Source organism: Chitinophaga sp. SYP-B3965 (assembly GCF_009647655.1).
GTDB lineage: Bacteria > Bacteroidota > Bacteroidia > Chitinophagales > Chitinophagaceae > Chitinophaga.
Window position 1 is genome coordinate 512376 of record NZ_WJFD01000004.1, and the last position, 20774, is coordinate 533149.

At 44.5% G+C, this 20774-nt stretch carries 11 protein-coding genes; 10 read left to right on the plus strand and 1 reads right to left on the minus strand.

Features of this window, described 5'->3' with window-relative positions; all coding sequences use genetic code 11:
* Position 1 precedes the first annotated feature (1 nt).
* The 9 genes from GFS24_RS23095 to GFS24_RS23135 all read left to right on the plus strand — a co-directional run bounded on the left by GFS24_RS23095 (position 2) and on the right by GFS24_RS23135 (position 18620).
* The gene (locus GFS24_RS23095; RefSeq protein WP_153663723.1) at positions 2 to 2215 is read left to right on the plus strand and encodes a GH92 family glycosyl hydrolase; all 2214 of its coding nucleotides are present in this window, start codon (positions 2 to 4) and stop codon (positions 2213 to 2215) included.
* Positions 2212 to 3474, plus strand: coding sequence for a glycoside hydrolase family 71/99-like protein (locus GFS24_RS23100; protein WP_153663725.1), 1263 nt, complete (start codon positions 2212 to 2214; stop codon positions 3472 to 3474). The genes GFS24_RS23095 and GFS24_RS23100 overlap by 4 nt, the downstream gene beginning before the upstream one ends.
* Positions 3474 to 5921 (plus strand): glycoside hydrolase N-terminal domain-containing protein, encoded by a 2448-nt coding sequence (locus tag GFS24_RS23105; protein WP_153663727.1) that lies wholly within the window; start codon positions 3474 to 3476, stop codon positions 5919 to 5921. The genes GFS24_RS23100 and GFS24_RS23105 overlap by 1 nt, the downstream gene beginning before the upstream one ends.
* A gap of 429 nt (positions 5922 to 6350) precedes the next feature.
* Positions 6351 to 9443 carry a TonB-dependent receptor gene (locus GFS24_RS23110; RefSeq protein ID WP_153663729.1) on the plus strand — a complete coding sequence of 1031 codons (3093 nt, stop codon included), beginning with the start codon at positions 6351 to 6353 and terminating at the stop codon, positions 9441 to 9443.
* A gap of 26 nt (positions 9444 to 9469) precedes the next feature.
* Complete coding sequence (locus GFS24_RS23115; protein ID WP_153663731.1) at positions 9470 to 11020, plus strand: RagB/SusD family nutrient uptake outer membrane protein; 1551 nt, start codon at positions 9470 to 9472, stop codon at positions 11018 to 11020.
* A 19-nt stretch (positions 11021 to 11039) separates the two neighbouring features.
* On the plus strand, positions 11040 to 11966 hold the full coding sequence (locus tag GFS24_RS23120; protein WP_173003168.1) for an FKBP-type peptidyl-prolyl cis-trans isomerase: 927 nt from the start codon (positions 11040 to 11042) through the stop codon (positions 11964 to 11966).
* Entirely contained in the window at positions 11959 to 14550 is a 2592-nt protein-coding gene (locus GFS24_RS23125; protein ID WP_153663735.1) for a glycoside hydrolase family 78 protein, read from the plus strand. The genes GFS24_RS23120 and GFS24_RS23125 overlap by 8 nt, the downstream gene beginning before the upstream one ends.
* Positions 14551 to 14625: 75 nt before the next feature.
* Positions 14626 to 17586 (plus strand): glycosyl hydrolase, encoded by a 2961-nt coding sequence (locus GFS24_RS23130; RefSeq protein ID WP_153663737.1) that lies wholly within the window; start codon positions 14626 to 14628, stop codon positions 17584 to 17586.
* Positions 17583 to 18620: a metallophosphoesterase gene (locus GFS24_RS23135; RefSeq protein ID WP_153663738.1), complete on the plus strand. Its 1038-nt coding sequence runs from the start codon at positions 17583 to 17585 to the stop codon at positions 18618 to 18620. Before GFS24_RS23130 ends, GFS24_RS23135 begins: the two co-directional genes overlap by 4 nt.
* Here GFS24_RS23135 and GFS24_RS23140 read toward each other — a convergent pair.
* Positions 18617 to 19285, minus strand: a complete 669-nt coding sequence (locus GFS24_RS23140) for a hypothetical protein (protein ID WP_153663739.1) — start codon at positions 19283 to 19285, stop codon at positions 18617 to 18619. The two genes, GFS24_RS23135 and GFS24_RS23140, sit on opposite strands and share 4 nt — an antisense overlap.
* Positions 19286 to 19510: 225 nt before the next feature.
* Between GFS24_RS23140 and GFS24_RS23145 the strand changes: the two genes are divergently transcribed.
* Positions 19511 to 20671: a chondroitinase-B domain-containing protein gene (locus GFS24_RS23145; protein ID WP_153663740.1), complete on the plus strand. Its 1161-nt coding sequence runs from the start codon at positions 19511 to 19513 to the stop codon at positions 20669 to 20671.
* Positions 20672 to 20774: the final 103 nt, after the last annotated feature.

Sequence of the window (20774 nt, forward strand, 5' to 3'; positions counted from 1 at the left end):
CATGAATCTTAAAAGTATTATCACGTGTGCGCTCATTGGTATGAGTAGTTTGGCCAAAGCGCAGTCGCTTACATCTTATGTAGATCCTTACATTGGTTCCGGTGGTCACGGACATGTGTTTGTGGGGGCCAGTGTTCCTTTCGGTGCTATACAACCTGGCCCCACCAATATTTTCAAGGGTTGGGATTGGGATTCCGGGTATAATTATGGGGATAGCATCCTCATTGGTTTTGCGCATCTGCATTTGAATGGTACGGGTATTGGTGATCTGGGGGATATCCTCGTGATGCCATATACGGGTGCCATCAAAACAGATAAGGGGACAGAGAAAAACCATACAGCAGGGTATGCTTCACTTTATACGCATCAGCAGGAAAAAGTAAAACCGGGGTATTATGCTGTGCAGTTACAGGACTACGACATCTTCGCTGAGCTGACGGCTACAGAGCGTGTGGGTTTTCACCGGTATAAATTTCCAACGGGAAAAACAGCCAGGGTGATTGTTGACCTGAAAGAAGGTACGCAGGATAAAGCAACAGAAACTTTTATTGAGCAGGTGGATGAACATACTTTTAAAGGTTATCGTTTTTCTTCCGGTTGGGCAAAAGATCAACGGGTTTATTTTGCGATCCGCACTTCTCTTCCTGTTAAACAGTTTAATGTTTACGACGATAGTAAACAGCTGGAAGGAAAGAGCGGAAAGGGTGCATCTATTAAGGGTTTGATGAGCTTTGATGAGACTACTTCATCCTTACAGCTGAAAGTGAGTGTGTCTTCGGTAAGTGCTGATAATGCACTGGCGAACATCAATGCAGAAGCGCCAGGCTGGAATTTCGATGAAGTAGCTAAACGTGCGGATGAGCAATGGAATAAAGAATTGTCTAAGATCACCGTGGAAACAAAGGATGTACAAAGCAAACGTATCTTTTATACTTCGCTTTATCATACCATGATCAATCCTTCTGTTTATAGTGATCATAATGGTGATTACCGCGGGCCGGATAAAAAGGTATATGAGAAAGCGCCCTATACCAGCTATTCTATCTTCTCTATGTGGGATACTTATCGTGCAGCACATCCTTTATATACGATCATTGATACAAAGAGAGCGGCAGACATGATCCGTACCATGTTGTCTATTTATGAGCAGCAGGGCAAATTGCCTATCTGGCATCTGTATGGTTATGAAACAGGTACCATGGTAGGCATCAGCAGTATACAGATCATTGCGGAGGCATACCTCAAAGGTGTCCCCGGGCTGGATGCCACGAAATTATTTGAAGCCATGAAAGCTACGGCTAACACAGATTACCGTGGTCTTGATTATGTGAGGGATTTCAAAGCTATCCCGGCTGATAAAGTGCGTGAATCTGTGGCAAGGGGTTTGGAATATGCGATCAGTGATGCCAGCATTGCAGATATGGCGAAGAAGATGAACAGGAAAGCAGATTACGAGTACTTTTCAAAAAGAGCATCGAACTATAAATTATACTTTGATCCAGCTACAAAGTTTTTCAGGGCTAAACTGGCGGATGGTTCCTTCAGGCCGGATTTTGATCCCAGGCGCGCACCGGATCATGATTACACAGAAGGTAATGCATGGCAATATCTCTGGCTGGTGCCGTATGATGTACCGGGGCTTTCCAAACTTTTAGGCGGCGATGCTGCATTTGCCAATAAGCTGGATTCTTTCTTCTCAGTAAAAATGAAAGCGGATATGGACCTGTCTGACCTTACCGGTTTGATTGGTCAGTATGCACATGGTAATGAGCCTGGGCATCATATTCCTTACCTGTATGCTTTTGTTGGTCAGCAATGGAAGGTGGCGGAAAAAACGCGGTACATCATGAAGGAGTTCTATCATGACAGGCCGGATGGTGTTGTGGGGAATGAAGATTGCGGGCAGATGTCTGCCTGGAATGTATTCTCTTCTTTGGGTTTTTATCCGGTGTATCCTGCTTCCGGTGTATATGTGATCGGCAGTCCGTCCCTTGATAAGGGAACGATCAAAACATCGTCCGGTAAGGACTTTGTGGTGGAAGCGGTGAATAACAGCGTGGAGAATATTTATATTCAGAAGATAGAGTTGAACGGAAAGGCTTATACGAAAAGTTACCTCCTGCATACAGATGTGATGAAAGGTGGTACAATAAAAATGTTCATGGGTAAACAGCCCAATTATAATTTCGGAAAATTAAAAGCAGACAGACCATGAGAAAATATTGCTTAGGATTGATCATACTGATAGCATTGGCTGGCTTTACTACAGACACTAAATACCGGCCAGATCCCACTACCCTGAATAAAAAAGTAATGTTCGGTTACCAGGGCTGGTTTGCTACGCCCAATGATGGTTCTGGTCTCGGTTACTGGAAACATTGGTTCCGCAGTAACAAACCAGATTCCGGTTTTGCTACTTTTGATTTCTGGCCGGATATGCGGGAATATCCTGCAGCTGTACAGGAAGCTACAGGTATGAAATATGCGGATGGTTCAGCGGCGAAAGTGTATTCCGCTTATCACTACGATGTAGTGGACCTTCATTTTAAATGGTTGGCGGAGCATGATCTGGATGGGGTGTTTGAACAACGCTTTGTAACAGAGTTAAAGGGCAGGGCTTCTCTTAAACATTTTAACCAGGTGGTAAGGAATGTGAAACAGGCGAGTGAAAAATATGAGCGGGTGTATTGCATCATGTATGATATCTCCGGTGCTGGTGAGCAATGGAAAGAGATCATTGAAAGAGACTGGAAATACCTGGTGGATTCACTGGAAGTGACAAAAGGCAAATCTTATCTTCATCATGCCGGCCGGCCGCTGGTAGCAATATGGGGGCTTGGGTTTGATCATACCACTTTTGCTTCTGCTGCAGAAACAGATTCTTTGCTGAATTGGTTTCATAAGGATGCACCTAAAAAGTACCAGGCTACTATTATGGGTGGTTTGAATAATACCTGGCTGCATCATAACAATGAATGGAAGCCGGTGTATGATAAACTGGATGTGATCAGTCCGTGGTCTGTGGGCCGCTATAAAGATCATGCAGGTGCGGATAAATTTAAGGATACGGCGGTGGTGCCTGATCAGGCTTATTGCAAAAAGAACAAGATCGATTATATGCCGGTGATCTGGCCTGGCTTTTCCTGGTATAATCTCCGGAATGGCAGAACGCCCTTTAACCAGATCCCGCGGAATGGCGGGAATTTCTACTGGCATCAATCTTATAATGTGATCAGTGCGGGCGTGAATATGGTGTACATCGCTATGTATGACGAGGTGGATGAAGGCACGGCTATGTACAAACTGGCGCCTACAGCAGCAGAGAAACCGGTGAATGCAAAATATCTTTCGCTGGATCAGGATGGTACAGCTTTGCCGGCAGATTGGTATCTTCGTCTGGCAGGTGCAACCAGTCAGATTGTTCGTGGGAAAGCACCAAATGTGGCAACGATCCCTGTTAAACAAAAGAACTGATGTATAGAAAAATAATTGTTTGCCTGGCTGCAGTGGCAGTATCCTTTTCTGCTTTTGCACAGAACCGGTTATGGTACAATTCCCCTGCAGGTAAAGTTTGGGAAGCTGCGTTGCCATTAGGTAACGGAAGGCTGGCCGCAATGGTGTATGGCAATCCGGCTTCGGAGCTGATCCGGTTAAACGAATCTACTATCTGGAGCGGCGGACCAAATCGTAATGATAATCCTGATGCGCTGGCTGCTTTGCCAGAAGTGAGGAAACTGATCTTTGAAGGGAAACATAAAGAAGCCAGTAAGCTGGCTACAGAGAAAATGCAATCAAAGATCCACGGTATGAAGTATCAGCCAGCCGGTGATCTGAAACTGGATTTTCCGGGACATGCTGTTTTTGAAAACTATTACCGGGAATTGGATCTGGGAAGTGCAGTAGCTAAAACAAGCTATCGTGTGAATGGTGTGCAATATACCCGCAGTGTATTTGCTACTGTGCCCGGGCAGGTGATTGTTGTGCGATTGACAGCTGATAAGCCGGGTAGTATTAGTTTTACGGCAGCACTTGTTACAGAGCATAAGCCATCTGCTGTTGCTGTAGTGGGGAATGATGAATTAGTGATGTCCGGCACTACGAGTAATAAAGATGGTGTAACGGGGAAAGTGAAATTCCAGACCCTGGCAAAGGTGCGTGCAGAAGGAGGGAGTGTTAAGTCTACGGGGAATGCCGTGAATGTTACGAATGCCAATGCGGTCACTATTTATATATCCATCGCTACAAATTACGTCAACTATAATGATATCAGTGCGGATGAAGGTAAACGTGCATCGGCTTATCTGACAAAAGCACTGCAAAAGAATTATGCCACTTTGCTCAAAGAACATGTGGCTGCTTATCAGCATTACTTTAATCGAGTGAAGCTTGACCTTGGCAGTACGGACTCCACGAAGAACCCTACAGATGTACGGTTGAGGGATTTTGCCAATGGCAATGATCCGCAATTTGCTGCGTTGTATTTTCAGTTTGGCCGTTACCTGCTGATCTCTGCATCGCAACCTGGCGGGCAGCCTGCTAACTTGCAGGGGATCTGGAATGATAAGATGGATCCGCCATGGGGAAGTAAGTACACCATCAACATCAACACGGAAATGAATTACTGGCCGGCGGAGGAAACGAACCTTACAGAAATGCATGATCCGTTGATCCAGATGGTTAGAGAATTATCTGTAACAGGACAGGGCACTGCACGTAATATGTATGGTGCCGGAGGATGGGTAACACATCACAATACTGATCTATGGCGTATTACAGGACCAGTGGATCCCATCTTTTATGCTATGTGGCCAATGGGTGGTGCATGGCTGAGCAGGCATACCTGGGAAAAATTCCTTTTCGGCGGAGATAAAAAGTATCTGCAAACTGTGTACCCGGCTTTGAAAGGTGCATCGCAATTCTATCTTGATTATTTGATAGAGGAACCCACGCATAAATGGTTGGTGGTAGCACCTTCCATTTCTCCGGAAAATGCTCCGAAAGCACATCCCGGTGTTTCTATGGCTGCGGGTGTTACAATGGATAATCAATTGGTGTTTGATCTGTTTACCAATACTATTCGTGCTGCAGAAGTATTGAATATAGATAAGGAGATGGTGGTGAAGATGAAAGCAGCGCGCAAGCGGTTACCACCTATGCAGGTGGGCCAGCATGGCCAGTTGCAGGAGTGGCTGGAAGACTTAGATAATCCGGATGATAAGCATAGACATGTGTCTCATTTGTTTGGATTGTATCCGGGCAATCAGATCTCTCCTTTCCGTACACCGGAGTTATTTGAAGCTTCGCGTAATTCACTGATCCAGCGGGGAGATATATCTACCGGCTGGTCTATGGGTTGGAAAGTGAACCTCTGGGCGAGATTGCTGGATGGTGATCATGCTTACAAACTTATTCGTAATCAGTTAACACCGGCAGGATTAAATAAAGGAGAGAACAGTGGTGGTGGAACTTATGATAATTTGTTTGATGCACATCCTCCTTTTCAGATAGATGGTAACTTTGGCTGCACGGCAGGTATCACTGAAATGTTGATGCAGAGCCATGACGGGGCTATTCATTTATTGCCTGCTTTACCCCGTGAATGGCAAAGCGGCAGTGTTAGCGGTTTGCGGACACGCGGAGGATTTGAGATAAAAGAATTAGTGTGGAAGGATGGGCAAGTGGTGAAGCTGACCATCAAATCAACGCTGGGAGGTAATTGCCGCCTGCGTGTGCCGAATGTTTTAAAAGGGATCAATAAAGCTGCAACGAAAGGAGAGAATCCCAATCCTTTCTTTGTAATAGAGAATACAGCCGCGCCCGTTATTTCCGATAAAGCAAAACTTACGCTGCCTTCTTTGAAGGAAACGATATTATATGATGTGGTTACCCAGCCGGGTAAGACCTATACGTTCTCTAAATAAGGCAACGATGTATTCTATAGCCACCTGCTTTAGCAGGTAAGGCATATTCCTCTAATTAAAGTTCATTGCATGCCTGCTGTAAGATGCAGGCATGCAATCATTTAACCCCAGCCCCTTCCTGCTTCGCTTTAAAGGGGGTTTAATTCTATTTAAATACTTTACATTTTGTTAACGCAGCTTGCTAGATTCTTCTGGCATTAAGGGCTTTCTTTGTACTGAAATCAGGTATTCGGGCTCATTTAAGGACAAAAATGTCAAAAAGTACATTAAAAAAGCTTTTTTGGAAGCTTTAATTATGTTTAATTATGCTTTATTTGGGTACTAGATTGTTAGAGGATAAAGTCATCTCCCACGACTCTCCTTTAACATTACGCTATTACGCTCATACTTAAGGGGGCTTATACCACTAATGAAAAAAACTGAACCAACATGCGTGCAAAACTTTACTATTCCATTATGAGAGAGGGGCGTTCCCTGCTCCTTTTATGCTTTCTACTCTGTGCCGCATCTGCATTTAGCCAGACAGCCACAGAACGTAAGATCAGCGGAAATGTTACGGATGAAAGCGGTTTGGCGCTTCCCGGTGTTTCTGTATCTGTGAAAGGATCCCGCACCGGTGTTTCTACCGGCAACGATGGTTCTTATACCATTAATGCAGCAAAGGGTGCTACCTTATTATTCCGCTTTATCGGATTTGAAGAGCAACAGGTAGCGGTGGGTGAGTTATCCACTTTGAACGTTCGCCTTAAAACTTCTTCCAGTTCATTAAATGAAGTGGTGGTGGTGAGTTACGGAACACAAACCAACCGTGCCGTAACAGGATCTATTGCTACCATCAAAGCCGCTACCATGGAAGATTACCCGGTAGCGCAATTTACACAGCAATTGCAGGGTAAACTGGCAGGTGTGCAGATCAATGCTGCAAACGGCCAACCAGGCAGAGGAATGGAAGTGAGGATCAGGGGTGCAGCTTCGCTGACTGCTGGTAATTCTCCTTTGTATGTAATTGATGGTATCCCTATTACAGGGAGCATTAATAATATTAACCCTGCGGAAATTGAAACCTTCACGGTGCTGAAAGATGCATCTGCCAGTGCGTTGTATGGTTCCCGTGCAGCAAATGGTGTGGTGTTGATCACTACCAAACATGCCAAACCGGGAGAATCAAAAATTCAACTGAGTGCTAATTATGGTGTGCAGGCTGTTCCACAACGTGGTCGCCCTGAGATGATGAATGCCCGTGAGTTTGCAGAGTTCCAGAATGAATTTTACCAGGACAGGGTGAAATATGAAAACTTTACAGGTGCTTTGAACCCGGCGTATGCCAATCCTGAAAGATATGGAGAAGGTACTAACTGGTTCGATTATATGATGCGTGAAGCAGCTATCCAGGATTATAATGTGGTAATATCTACCGCTAAGGAAAATTCTTCCTCTACTATTGTAGCTGGTTATTTTAACCAGGAAGGTGTGATGAAGAATACGGATGTAAAACGTTTCTCCTTACGCATGAACCAGGATTTTTCCCTGAGTAATAAAGTGAAAGTAGGTTTTGGCCTGGCGCCCAGTTACAGGATAGATCACAATGCGCGGATCAATTCTGAAGGGGTAGGCCAGTTGCTGAGTGCGGCAGTGAAATCATCTCCATTAATTTCTCCTGTGGATGAAAACGGCGAGATGCCTTATTCTTCTTCTTCTCCGGGTATGATCGCTAACACGAATCCTTACAAGATATTGATGTTAATGAAGGATGATTATAAAACTACCCGGTTGCTGGGTAATGCTTATTTCAATTATGAATTCTTAACAGGGCTGACCCTGAAAACGAGTATCGCATTGGATCTTGGAAGCGAAAGCCGTAACCGGTTCGTTCCTAAATCAATTTCCGGCGCAGCTGCTGCGGGGCAAGCGACTTCTACAACAGAAGGTACAGGTACCTATTCCTCCGTTAATAACTATTCCTGGACGGCAGATGCGAACCTGAATTATGTAAAAACATTTAACAGGGATCATAACCTGGAAGTATTGGCTGGTTATTCTGTGCAGAAATTTGAATCCGGCAGCGGGTCTGTGAACGGAACCAATTTCCCCGGTGACGATATTCCTTACCTGAACCAGGCTACACTCATTTCTTCCGGTGCGAGCAGTGCTTATGCTTATTCGCTGTTGTCTGTATTGGGCCGTGTTAATTATAACTACAAAGGCAAGTATCTCCTGGAAGCAGCTATGCGGCAGGATGGATCTTCCCGGTTTGGCAGCGAAAGCAGGTACGGTTTCTTCCCTTCTGTTTCTGTAGGATGGGTATTAAGTGATGAAGCTTTTATGAAGAGCATACCAGCTGTTAACTTATTGAAACTGCGCGCCAGTTATGGTATAACAGGTAATAATGATATCGGGAACTATAAATTCATTTCCGGCATTGGTACCTATAATTATGTGTTCAATAACACATTGACATCCGGCCAAACGATCAGCTCCCTGGAGAACTCTGAACTGGCCTGGGAACGTAATAAATCATTTGATATAGGGCTGGACCTTTCTGTGCTCAATAACAGGATCTCCTTTACCTACGACTACTACCACAAATTAACGGATGGTTTATTGTTTGATACGCCCATCCCGCGTGGATCTGGTTTCACTTCCATTGCTTACAACGTAGGAACATTTAAAATGTGGGGACATGAGTTCACCATCAATACCGTGAACCTGACCGGCAAACTGAAATGGAATTCGAATTTCAATATCTCCTTTGATAAGAACCAGGTGGTGAAGCTGGTGAGTCCGGGTTACCTGGATAGAGTTACCAGTGTGAATTCCAATTATTATCGTAACCAGGAAGGATACCCGCTGGGCATGTTCTTTGGTTTTATGAACGATGGTCTTTACCTCACACAACATGACCTGGATAATTCTGCTGTTCAGGCTACTTCCCGCATTGGTACCGTGAGATATAAAGATATAAAAGCGGATGGAACGATTGATGCAGCAGATCGCACTTTCATAGGTAATCCTAATCCTGATTTTATTTTCGGTTTTACGAATACATTCAATTACGGAAATTTTGATCTGGCTATTGCTATGTCTGGCTCTGTGGGCAACGACATCTTTAATGCCACACATCAGTACACAGAAAACCTGGATGGTGCTTTCAATATTACGAAGGATGCCAAGAACCGCTGGCGTTCACCAGAGAATCCGGGCAGCGGTTATTTTACCAGCACTTACGCGGGTTCTACTGGTCCTTGGAGAGCATCGCAGAGCCTCTTCGTTGAAGATGGTTCTCATCTGACGGTGAAGAACATTACACTGGGTTATAACTGTCCGGTAAAAGGATTACTGATGAAGAACATTCGTTTATACGCTTCTGTTCAGCAGGCGTTTGTACTCACAAACTACTCTGGTCTGAATCCGGAAGTAAGTCTGGAAGGGGAAGCTTCCGCCGGTAAAGGTATTGGTATTGACGAATGGGCTTATCCTATTCCGCGTACCTTCTCATTTGGCCTGACAGCTACCTTTAAATAACATCTACTAATTTTCAAAATCCAGATATGAAAAGGATTATTAGCTTCTTCAGCATACTCACCATACTCATTTCTTCCTGTAACAGTTCCTTCCTGGACCTCAAACCGGAAGACGCGGTTTCTTCTGCTTCTTTCTTTAAAACAGAAGCGCAGTTCCGTTCGGCGCTGGCTACTGCTTACCAGCCACTGCGGGATGTAATGACCTATGATTGTTATGGCGCGGAAATGCGTTCTGATAACACACATTACGAGTTCTATTCTATTGACAGGGGGCCAGCCTACCTGGAAAGAGAGAACATTGCAGATTTCCTGGACGTAAGTACCAACTCTTATACCAACAATTTATATTACCAGCCTTTCAAAGGTGTTTCCCGTTGCAATATTGTATTGGACAGGATAGCAGGATCTTCTTTATCCGATGCTGCAAAAGCAGACATTGAAGGGCAGGCAAAATTCCTGCGGGCATTTTATTACTTCAAACTCGTACGGTATTTTGGCGGTGTGCCTTTGTTCCTGAAAGAAGTACGTACAAAGGAAGAAGCTTATCTCACCCGCTCAACGGTGGAAGAAGTATATGCCAGCATTATTGCAGATGCAAAAGATGCGATCGCTAAACTGGATAATCCTGTATTTCCACAAAGTGGCGTAGCATCTAAAGGTTCTGCTACCATGTTACTGGCAGAGGTGTATATGACACAGAAGAACTATCCGGAAGCGGAACCATTGCTGAGAAGCATCTTAACCATGGGTTATTCTTTGCTGCCTGTTTATGCAGATGTTTTTAAAACTGCCAATAAGAATAGCCGCGAATCTATTTTTGAAGTGCAATACCTGCAAGGTAACCAGGGGCAGCAGAGTAACTTCATTTATATCTTCCTTCCTAAATGTGCTAACACTACTGTGCTGACTGGTGTAGCTACCAACAATTCCAGTTCTACCGGTGGTGGATGGAATACGCCTACACAGAATATGATCAATGCTTACGAAGCTGGTGATAAACGTAAAGATGCTTCTATTGCCATTGCAGAAGGAAGTTATAATGCCAGTTTGGTTTTTACACCTACTGCATTGAAGAGTATTGTAAATTATGTTCCGCCTGCCGGAAAGATCGGGGTTCCTTTTATTAAGAAGTATTTGAACGCACATACAGTAGCGAATAATACAAATGATAACTGGCCTGTATATCGGTATTCAGATGCTTTGTTATTATTGGCTGAATGTTTGAATGAACGGAATAAGGCAGGAGAGGCTTTGCCTTTCCTCACAGAAGTACGTGACAGGGCTTTTGGTGTGGGTGTTTCTCCGATCACTACAACAGATCAGGGTTTGCTGCGCGACATCATAGCGCATGAGAGACGTGTGGAACTGGCATTTGAAAATCACCGCTGGCATGACCTGGTGCGGACGGACAAAGCGATCAGCGTGATGACAGCTTATGGTATTGCCCTGAAAGTGCAGTATCCTTACCTGGCTGCTAATTCTTACCAGGTAGATAAGAACAAACTGTTGTTTCCTATTCCGTTTAATGAGCGTAGTTTAAATCCGGCATTATCACAGAATGATGGGTATCCGAACTAGAGTAAATGCAATAAATTTTATGCCGAAAGCTGCCTGTATTTTACAGGCAGCTTTTGCCGTTTTCCTGATCGGTTGCAGCCAGCCGTTTCAGAAAGGGGAGGGGGATATGCAGTATAAGATCCTTACGGATAAGGGAGGTGCACATATTGGCATAGATGATTTTGTTTCGTTTTCTTATATTGAAGAAGCGGAAGATGGCAGGGTGATATCCAGTTCGGATGACTTTGATGCCAGGCCTGCTTTGATGTTCAGGGAAAGGTCCGCGTTTAAGGGGGATCTTTTTGCCGGGTTGGGTTTATTAAGTGAAGGAGATAAAGCGGTGTTTAAGATCAACAGGGATTCCCTGCTGCATTTTTCCGGGCGTAAGAAACTGGCTGCCGTAAAAGGACAGTATATTGTATACCGGGTGAAGATCGGTACGGTGATATCCCGGGGGAATTTAAGTGATCAGTTATTCAACAATAAGATTGAAGGTTTGAGGGCTGCTGAGATAAATAAAGCGCGTGACCGTGAAGCAGATAAGATAGCGGATTTTGCTGCTGCTCATGATGTGCATGAAGGCCCTGCAAACGGATTGAGGTATAAAGTGCTTAAGCAGGGCGCCGGTAAAAAAGCCTTGCCGGGAGATACGGTAGAAGTGAATTATACAGCTGGCTTTCTGAGTGGTAAAGTATTTGAGACCACTTATAGGCTTGTGGCAGAAGAAGCGGAAGTATATAATCCTTTATTACCGTATAAGCCGATGGCACTGACAATTTCCGGCGGAGCGGCTTTATCCGGTTTTGAGCAAGCCATGCTGATGTTTCCGAAAGGAACAGAAGCTTTATTAGTGATCCCCTCTGCGTTAGCATATGGGGCACAGGGGAATGGTTCCATTCTCCCCTATACACCTGTTACCTGTACGATCAGCATATCAGATATTAAATTCCAACGTTCTCATGATTAAGAAACTATTTTTTTTACTGCTATTTACCGTTAGCGTTTTTGGCGCATCGGGCGCCTTTGTTGTAAAGGAGTTGACCTGTGATTATAAAGTGAACCCACTGGGTATTGATAACCTGAAACCCCAGTTAAGCTGGATACTTTTTTCTACAGATAAGAATGTATTACAATCCGCTTATGAGATCAGGGTGAGTGAAGGTAAACGTGCTGTGTGGAAAACAGGGAAGGTTAACTCTTCGCAATCTGTTCACATTCCCTATGAAGGGGAGGTTTTATTGTCTGGTAAAAAATATTCCTGGCAGGTAAGGGTATGGGATGATAAAGGAAAAGTTTCTGAATGGAGTGAAGTGAGCACCTGGGAAATGGGTTTGCTCACTGCATCAGACTGGCAGGCGAAATGGATAGAGGCTAAAGAGGTTACAGATGGTAAGGTAAGCCCGGCGCCCATGTTCAAGAAAGGGTTTACGTTGGCCAAACCTGTTAAAAGTGCGCGTTTGTATGCTACAGCGCATGGGTTATATGAAGCGTATTTAAATGGCAAACGGGTAGGAAGGGACTATTTCCGGCCGGGATGGACGAGTAAAAAACGCTTGCAGTACCAGACCTATGATGTAACGGCCTTGCTACAAAAGGGTGTCAATATAGTTGAGACTACTGTGGGAGATGGCTGGTACAGGGGTAACCTTGAATTTAATAATAAGCGGAATACATATGGTAAGGAAGTGGCTTTGCTTTTCCAGCTGGTAGTAACTTATGCAGATGGCAGCACGGAGCAGATCATTTCAGATGGAACATGGTCATCCAGCTTTAACGGGCCTATCCTTGCTTCTGATATTTATAATGGAGAAACGTATGATGCACGTAAGGCTTTTAATAATGATGTTTGGGTTACTGTGCGTGTGCTGGATATTAGTAAAGATAACCTGGTAGCAGAATTTGGGCCTACCGTTACCAAACACGAAGAATTCAAACCCGTAAAAATGATCACTACCCCTAAAGGAGAAGTGGTGGCTGATTTCGGGCAGAACCTTGTTGGCTGGGTTCGTATACGTGTGAAAGGGAAAGCAGGTGATACGGTTGTGTTGCATCATGCGGAAGTGCTGGATAAAGAAGGTAATTTTTATACTGATAATCTTCGTGGGGCAAAACAGGAGAACAGGTTTATTCTGAAAGGCGGAGATGTTGAAACACTGGAACCGCATTTTACTTTCCAGGGATTCCGGTATGTGAAGGTTTCGGGTGTTATGCCGGAATTAACGGCCGTTGCGATCTATTCTGATATGAGTCCGGCTGGTACGTTTGAATGTTCTAATCCTTTGATCAATCAATTACAACATAATATTCAGTGGGGGCAAAAAGGGAACTTCCTGGATGTGCCAACTGATTGTCCGCAACGGGATGAACGTCTCGGCTGGACAGGTGATGCACAAGTATTCTTTAATACCGCTGCTTACAATATGAATGTGGCCGGGTTCTTTACCAAATGGCTGAAAGATCTGAAGATGGATCAACACCCTACAGGGAATATCCCTGTGGTGATCCCTGATGTGCGTTCCGTTAAAAATGCCGGTTCTGCAGGATGGGGAGATGTGGCCACCATTATACCCTGGAATTTTTATGTGGCCTACGGTGATAAACAATTGTTGCAGGAGCAATACCCTAGCATGAAAGCATGGGTGAATTACATCCGCAGCATCAGTAAGGATAATCTTTGGAATAGTGGTCCGCATTATGGCGATTGGCTGTTCTACATTCCCAATGATGACAAAGACGGGAAGGCTGCTATCACAGATAAATTCCTGATAGCGCAGGCTTTCTATGCGAACTCTACACAGAACCTGATCAACGCTGCGCGTATTTTAGGGAATGAGGCAGATGTAAAAGAATACACTGCTTTACTCGATACGGTGAAGAAAGCATTTATGCATGAGTATGTTGCTCCGAGTGGGCGATTGGTGTCAAGTTCTCAGACGGCGTATGTGCTGGCGTTGAATTTTGATCTGTTGCCGGAGGGGCTGCGTGCTTCTGCTGCAAAGCGATTGGCAGATAATATTGCATCTTATGGTAATCACCTGACTACAGGATTTTTGGGTACCCCGTACCTCTGTCATGTACTGACGAGGTTTGGTTATAATGATGTGGCCTATAAATTACTGTTGCAGGATACTTATCCTTCCTGGTTATACCCTGTGAAGAAGGGTGCTACCACTATCTGGGAAAGATGGGATGGTATTAAACAGGATGGCTCATTCCAGAATGTGGGCATGAACTCCTTTAACCATTATGCTTATGGTGCTATCGGTGACTGGATGTATAAAGTAGTGGCAGGTATTAATCCGGATGTTACGCAGGTGGGATATAAACATATTGTTATTGCACCTAAACCTGGTGGAGGGCTTACTTCTGCGAGCGCGTCTTATAAGACTTTGTATGGAGAAGTGAAATCCGCATGGCGCGTAACCGGTGATGTTGTTAAACTGGATATTACTATCCCTTGCAATACTACTGCTACTATTATCTTACCGGATGGGAAGAAACAGGATGTAGGTTCGGGGGAATATCAATATGAATGCTCGTTTGCCAAATAGTGAACAAGCCGTTGAAGGGAGTGACACAACGGCGGCTGATATAACTACAATAGCTGGCTACATAAATTATTAAAAATGGACAGAAGAAAATTTATTGCAACGGTAGGCCTTGGTGTGGGTGCAGGATTGTTAAGTACCGGGAATGCTTTTGCTATTATGCCGGGTGATGATATCAGGCAACTTTTTTTAAATCCTCCGGATAGTGCAAGGCCGGGTTGTTACTGGTGGTGGTTTAATGGCCTGGTGAATAAAGAAGGGCTTACGCGCGATCTGGAAGAGTTTAGAGATAAAGGGATCGGCAATGTATTGCTGGTGAATTCCGCAGGTGGATTGGGTGGTGTGCAAATGCCTTTTGGGGCAAAATTCCTTTCTGATGAATGGAAGGAATTATTTAAACATGCGATCAAAGAAGCGAAGCGATTAAATATTGATGTGGGGGTGAACCTTTGTTCCGGATGGGCTATGGGCGGACCATGGATCACACCGGAAGTAGCGGGGCGCTGGGTATTGCAATCAGAGATCACGATTGTGGGGCCGCAAAAATTCTCAGGTGTTTTGCCTTTACCAGGTAATAGATCGGGATACGATTACGTGTTCAACCCTCCGGGGTTTAAAGATTATATAGACCTTCCTTTAGAGAAGCTGGATTATCGGGATACGGCTGTGGTGGCTTTTCCCGGCGGTACTAAATTAGATGGGGAGAGAGCAAAGCTGATCCCTGCTAAAACGAACCGTAAGGACGCGAGTAATTTTATCAGGCAAAAAGATCTGATGGCACCGGTTCTTGAGCCATGGTCTTCGGCTGCTAATGATAAACCTGTACCTGTTGCACAAGTGATTGATCTTACTCCAAAGATGCGCGCTGATGGTCATTTGGAATGGGAAGTACCTGCAGGTTCCTGGACCATTGTGCGTACAGGACATAGAATGACGGGTTCCCGATTGATGATCGCGCAACCAGAAGCAGATGGATTATCTGTTGGCTGGCTAAGCAGCGAGGGAGTGGATATACAATTTGAACATCTTGGTAAAGTACTGCTGGAACTGGCCGGGCCATTGAAGGATAATACACTGAAGTATTTCTGTGACGATAGTTTTGAAGATGGTTTTCCTAACTGGACAGCAAAGATCCTGCAGAAATTCCAGGAGTACAGAGGATATGATGCGAGTCCTTATCTGCCGGTGTTAGCTGGTTATATTATTACAAGTGCGGAAGTCTCTGACCGTTTCCTGCACGACTATCGCAAGACGGTAGCAGATTGTATGGCAGACGGGCATTATAAACGTTTCGCGGAGTTGTGTCATGAGCATGGTTTGAAAGTGCAGAATGAATCTGCGGGGCCAAGCCGTTCTGGTACCATGTGCATGGATGGATTGAAAAACCTTGGGCGGAGTGATCAGCCGATGGGTGAATTCTGGCTGGGATTGCGGCATGATGAAGTGGGCGGACTGGATGATAACTTAGGGTATGGTGTTTCCCGTTTGGAGAACGGACAGAATAAAGTGACGAAGATGGCTGCTTCTGCTTCCCACATCTATGGAAAGAAAACAGCTTCTGCAGAAGCGTTCACCACCATGCGGCACTGGAATGATTATCCCGGGAATTTGAAACAGGCAGCGGACAGGGCGTATTGTGAAGGGATCAATCGTTTGGTGATCCATACATCTACTTCGCAACGCCCTGAAGATGGTAAACCTGGTTATGAATATGGCGCGGGTACACACTTTAATCCTAATGTAACCTGGTGGAATAAATCAGGTGGATTCCTTGCTTACATGGGGCGATGCCAGCATCTTTTGCAGGAAGGGAAATTTGTGGCCGATGTGCTTTACTACAATGGAGACTGGGCACCGAATATTGTGGAGCCTAAACATATTGATCCTTCTCTTGGATTTGGATATGATTATGATGTTTGTAATGCAGAGGTGCTACTGACGCGTTTGTCTGTAAAGGCAGGACGTTTAGTTTTACCAGATGGTATGAGTTACCGGCTGTTGGTTTTACCAGATACAGCGCGCATGCCTGTGGAAGTAGTAACTAAGATCAAACAGCTGGTGTCTGAAGGAGCTACCGTTGTAGGGCCGCGCCCTTCTATGGACCCGGGCTTGAAGAATTATCCTGTGTGTGATGCTGATGTTTTGAAAGTTTCTGGTGAGGTGTGGGGGAATTGTGATGGGGTGAATGTGACGTTTCATAAGTATGGTAAGGGACGCGTTTTCTGGAATAAATCCTTGCGGGATATTTTGCAGGATGATGGAGTGACATCTGATTTTTCGCATGATAGTCCTTATGCTTTTATTGATTTTATTCATCGTTCTACTGACGACGGGGAGATCTACTTTTTAGCGAACAGGAATAACCGGGTGGAGAAATTGAATTGTCAGTTCAGGGCCACCGGTAAACCGGAAATATGGGATCCTGTTGCTGCTGATATTCGTGGTGCTGCATTTTCTATTGCAGGGGGCAGAGTATCTGTGCCGATGGAGTTCCAGGCGTTTCAGTCTTTCTTTATTGTGTTTCCTAAGCGTGGTACTACTTTGAAGGGATTACCTTTTCCAGCTTTTGCGCCGGTTTCGGATATCAAAGGCGCCTGGACAGTGAGGTTTGATACAGCATGGGGTGGGCCTGCGTCTGTACAATTTCCTTCTTTGCAGGATTGGACGAAGCGGCCTGAGGAGGGAATTAAATTCTATTCCGGTACGGCTACTTATGTGAAGGAGATTAATGTTGAAACTACCGGCCGGCTGTTCCTTGATCTCGGTGTGGTGAAGAACATTGCAGAGGTAAAACTGAATGGTAAATCATTGGGCATTGTTTGGACGGCACCCTGGCGTGTGGAAATTACTTCTGCTGTTAAAACCGGCACTAATTTACTGGAGATAGAAGTGGTGAACCTGTGGCCTAACCGGTTGATCGGTGATGCCGCTTTACCTCCTGAAAAACGTTTAACGAATACTAATATTCCTTTTAAAAGTGATGCACCGTTGTTGTCCTCCGGATTACTTGGTCCTGTAACTATAAACAAGATTGTATGAGATATGTATTTCTTTTAGCCGCGCTGGCTTTAGCGGCATGTGGTAAGAAAAGCGGTGATGCAGGCCCGGGGCCGGTTACACCACCTGATAACTTTGAAACTGAACTGAATACACCCGGCACAACAGCAACCACTGCACCCGGTGATTTCACGATCGTGGTGATCCCTGATACACAATACTACCTTGGCCAGCCACAATTAGGCGGCACACCGGCCATGTTTACTTCACAGATCAATTGGATCAAGAATAACCAGGTGGCAGAGAACATTGCCTATGTTGCGCATCTGGGAGATATCACGGAACATGGTGATAACCCAACGTATGCCGCTACCGAATGGAAACTGGCGCGTGATGCGATCTATGGGCTGGAGAACCCTGTTAGTATTCCGTATGGTTTAGCTGTGGGGAATCATGATCAATTTCCCAGTGGTCATCCGCTTACTTCTTCCACTAATTATTACAACCGGTATTTTGGTGTTAAACATTATGAAGGCCGTCCGTATTATGGGGGTTCTTATGGTGGGAATAATGATAGCCATTATGATCTGTTCAGTGCGGGTGGCATGGACTTTATTGTGATCTATATTGAATTTGACGATCAGCTGGAGAATGCAGGCGCTATGAATAACTGGGCTTATGATCTGCTGGGTGTTTTTGCTTCCCGGAAGGCGATCATTGTGAGCCATTCTATTATGGGAAATAACCCTGTAGCCGGGTCTAACAGTACTCGCGGTAATTTCAGTACACAAGGTTCTTCTATCTATGAGCGATTAAAAACACGTACCAATATTGTGATGATGATCAACGGGCATCACGGGGATAATGGGGAAGGGTATCGTGCGGATACATTTGAAGGGCATACCATTCATACCTTTTTATCGGATTACCAGAGCCGGCCGAATGGTGGGGGAGGGATGATGCGGTTGTATAAATTCTCCGTGGCCAATAAACAGATCCAGGTGAAGACCTTCTCTTCTTTTACTGGCGTGGCAGAAACGGATGGGGATAGTGATTTTCCTGTTACGTTTAATTAATTCAATGCCCTGCGGTTATTATGGATCATCTGCCGGGTTTCCCATGCTTCCAGCAGATAGATACTCCTTTCCTGCAGTGCTCTGAAAGAGTCAATTGTGCCGGCAACTTTTGAAAGATATTCCCTGTCTTCATCATCCAGTGTCCGGGGACGCTTTTTATTTATATTTTCTTTCAGGAAATGGTGCAGCGTTTCTGTGTCCAGCATGAATTGCTGCATCAGATTTTCCATCTGCTCAATACTTTTAGTACTGATGCTGGCATCCTTGTCAGCCAATTTTGCTGCGATGGGGAGTAACGCCTCCTTATGATAGGCAGCTATCAGATTGCGATACTTGTCTATGTACTCCGGCAGTTTCTTTGCCAGGGGCATTCTGCTTCGGGAAGTGATCCGTGTTTCCCACCAGTCAGCCGTTTCCTGTAATAGTTGCAGCAATTCGGTAGCTGCGGGGATATCCAGGTGTTTTATCTTTTTTGAGATCTTGATGGCGTAATGGCTAAGGCTATGTTCCTGGCTGTTCCATTCCAGCATTTTTGTGAGATTACCGCCGTCGCTAACATAACATTTATAGATCAGTGTGCCATGTTGCTCAAGGGATTTGAATGGAAAGAAGGTAAATCCTTCGCAGAATTTCATTTGTAGTTCGGTGTCGGTGAATGAAGGCATGGTTCCTCGTTTTTACAGTATAGGTGGTTATCAAAGATAATATTGCCAGCCGGAGTAAATGGTAACCCAAAAGTGGTACAACAGCAGTAAACAACAATTGGGTGCGTTGTATAATTGTGTTATTTATGAGTTCTTTCTTTTATATACGGAAGTGGGAGGGAACAGGTTGCCTGCATGGTATCGAATATGATGCCATTTGCTTACTTTTAGTTTAATCTTATAGTTATGAAAAAACTCATACTGGCCACATTATTCTTACTGAGTACAATGATTGCCTTCCCTAAATCTTATCTTATTCACAATGAGAAAGAGTTCAACGACATTCGCTCCCAAATAAAACCGGGTGATCGGGTAATGATTGCAAATGGTACCTATGCACCATGGACTTTGATCATTAATACAACAGGAACAGCTGCTCAACCCATTATTATTCAGGCCGAAACAACAGGTAAGGTAATATTTACCGGTGATGTAGAACAACCCCTGTTTAAGCTTTCAGGAACTTATACTGTTTTGCAGGGGATTACTTTTACCGGCTGCAATATGCAAAAAGGAGGCGTGCTGGTGGAACTAAGCGGTACTAAATATTGCCGTTTAACGGAGTGTGGATTTAGCAGGAATGTAGCGAAATCACAGTTTACGCCTGCGGTGGTAGTTTCAGGCGAGGGAGAATATAACCGGATTGATCACTGTACGTTTGCAGGAAATATAGATAATCAGGAATTACAGGTGAAAGTTACCAAAGCGCAGACGCCTTTGTATACACTTGTAGATAACAACCTGTTTAAGGATAAGCAAAAAGTAAGCTGGAAAAACGGTAATGGAGGCGAGTGTGTGCAAATAGGCCAGGACCCTATTTTGCTGGGGACCGTTACCGCTAAAACCACCGTACGCGAAAACCGATTTTCCCGCTGCGATGGAGAGGCTGAAGTGATCAGTAATAAAAGCAGCAATAATGCTTACATCAAAAACTACTTTGAAGATTGCAATGGTGAGTTGGTAATGAGAGGCGGGCACGATTGTATTATTGATAGTAATACTATTAAAGGTGGTAACAGTGGTATTCGTGTTAACGGAACGGGACATCAAATTACGCATAATAATATCAGTGGTGTTAAAACAGGTATCCGGTTGATGTATGGTATGGCCAGTGGCAAAATGGAAACAGGGTTTTATATAGCAGCAAGCAATTGCCTGATCAAGTATAACCGTATTGAAAAAGCAGGCACAGGTATTTTAATTGGTGACAGCAAGAATGCTGACTGGACTGGTAAATTTGATACTACCCGTTATCCTTCCAGGGTCATGCAGGATGTAGCTCCTTTAAATAATTTGGTGGATGATAATGTTTTTATCGATATAAAGGCCAATGTGGTTAGTCTATGATGCTTTTCAGTAACCTTAATATAAACATAATATAAACCCGGTAAAGGGGGGCTGCAATTATAATAATTTTGTCGTTTGTTTATTATGATAGGGAGTATTGAAT

Coding starts and splice junctions, on each gene's coding strand:
- GFS24_RS23095 (WP_153663723.1), top strand. CDS start 2: ATGAATCTTAAAAGTATTATCACGTGTGCGCTCATTGGTATGAGTAGT.
- GFS24_RS23100 (WP_153663725.1), top strand. CDS start 2,212: ATGAGAAAATATTGCTTAGGATTGATCATACTGATAGCATTGGCTGGC.
- GFS24_RS23105 (WP_153663727.1), top strand. CDS start 3,474: ATGTATAGAAAAATAATTGTTTGCCTGGCTGCAGTGGCAGTATCCTTT.
- GFS24_RS23110 (WP_153663729.1), top strand. CDS start 6,351: ATGCGTGCAAAACTTTACTATTCCATTATGAGAGAGGGGCGTTCCCTG.
- GFS24_RS23115 (WP_153663731.1), top strand. CDS start 9,470: ATGAAAAGGATTATTAGCTTCTTCAGCATACTCACCATACTCATTTCT.
- GFS24_RS23120 (WP_173003168.1), top strand. CDS start 11,040: ATGCCGAAAGCTGCCTGTATTTTACAGGCAGCTTTTGCCGTTTTCCTG.
- GFS24_RS23125 (WP_153663735.1), top strand. CDS start 11,959: ATGATTAAGAAACTATTTTTTTTACTGCTATTTACCGTTAGCGTTTTT.
- GFS24_RS23130 (WP_153663737.1), top strand. CDS start 14,626: ATGGACAGAAGAAAATTTATTGCAACGGTAGGCCTTGGTGTGGGTGCA.
- GFS24_RS23135 (WP_153663738.1), top strand. CDS start 17,583: ATGAGATATGTATTTCTTTTAGCCGCGCTGGCTTTAGCGGCATGTGGT.
- GFS24_RS23140 (WP_153663739.1), bottom strand. CDS start 19,285: ATGCCTTCATTCACCGACACCGAACTACAAATGAAATTCTGCGAAGGA.
- GFS24_RS23145 (WP_153663740.1), top strand. CDS start 19,511: ATGAAAAAACTCATACTGGCCACATTATTCTTACTGAGTACAATGATT.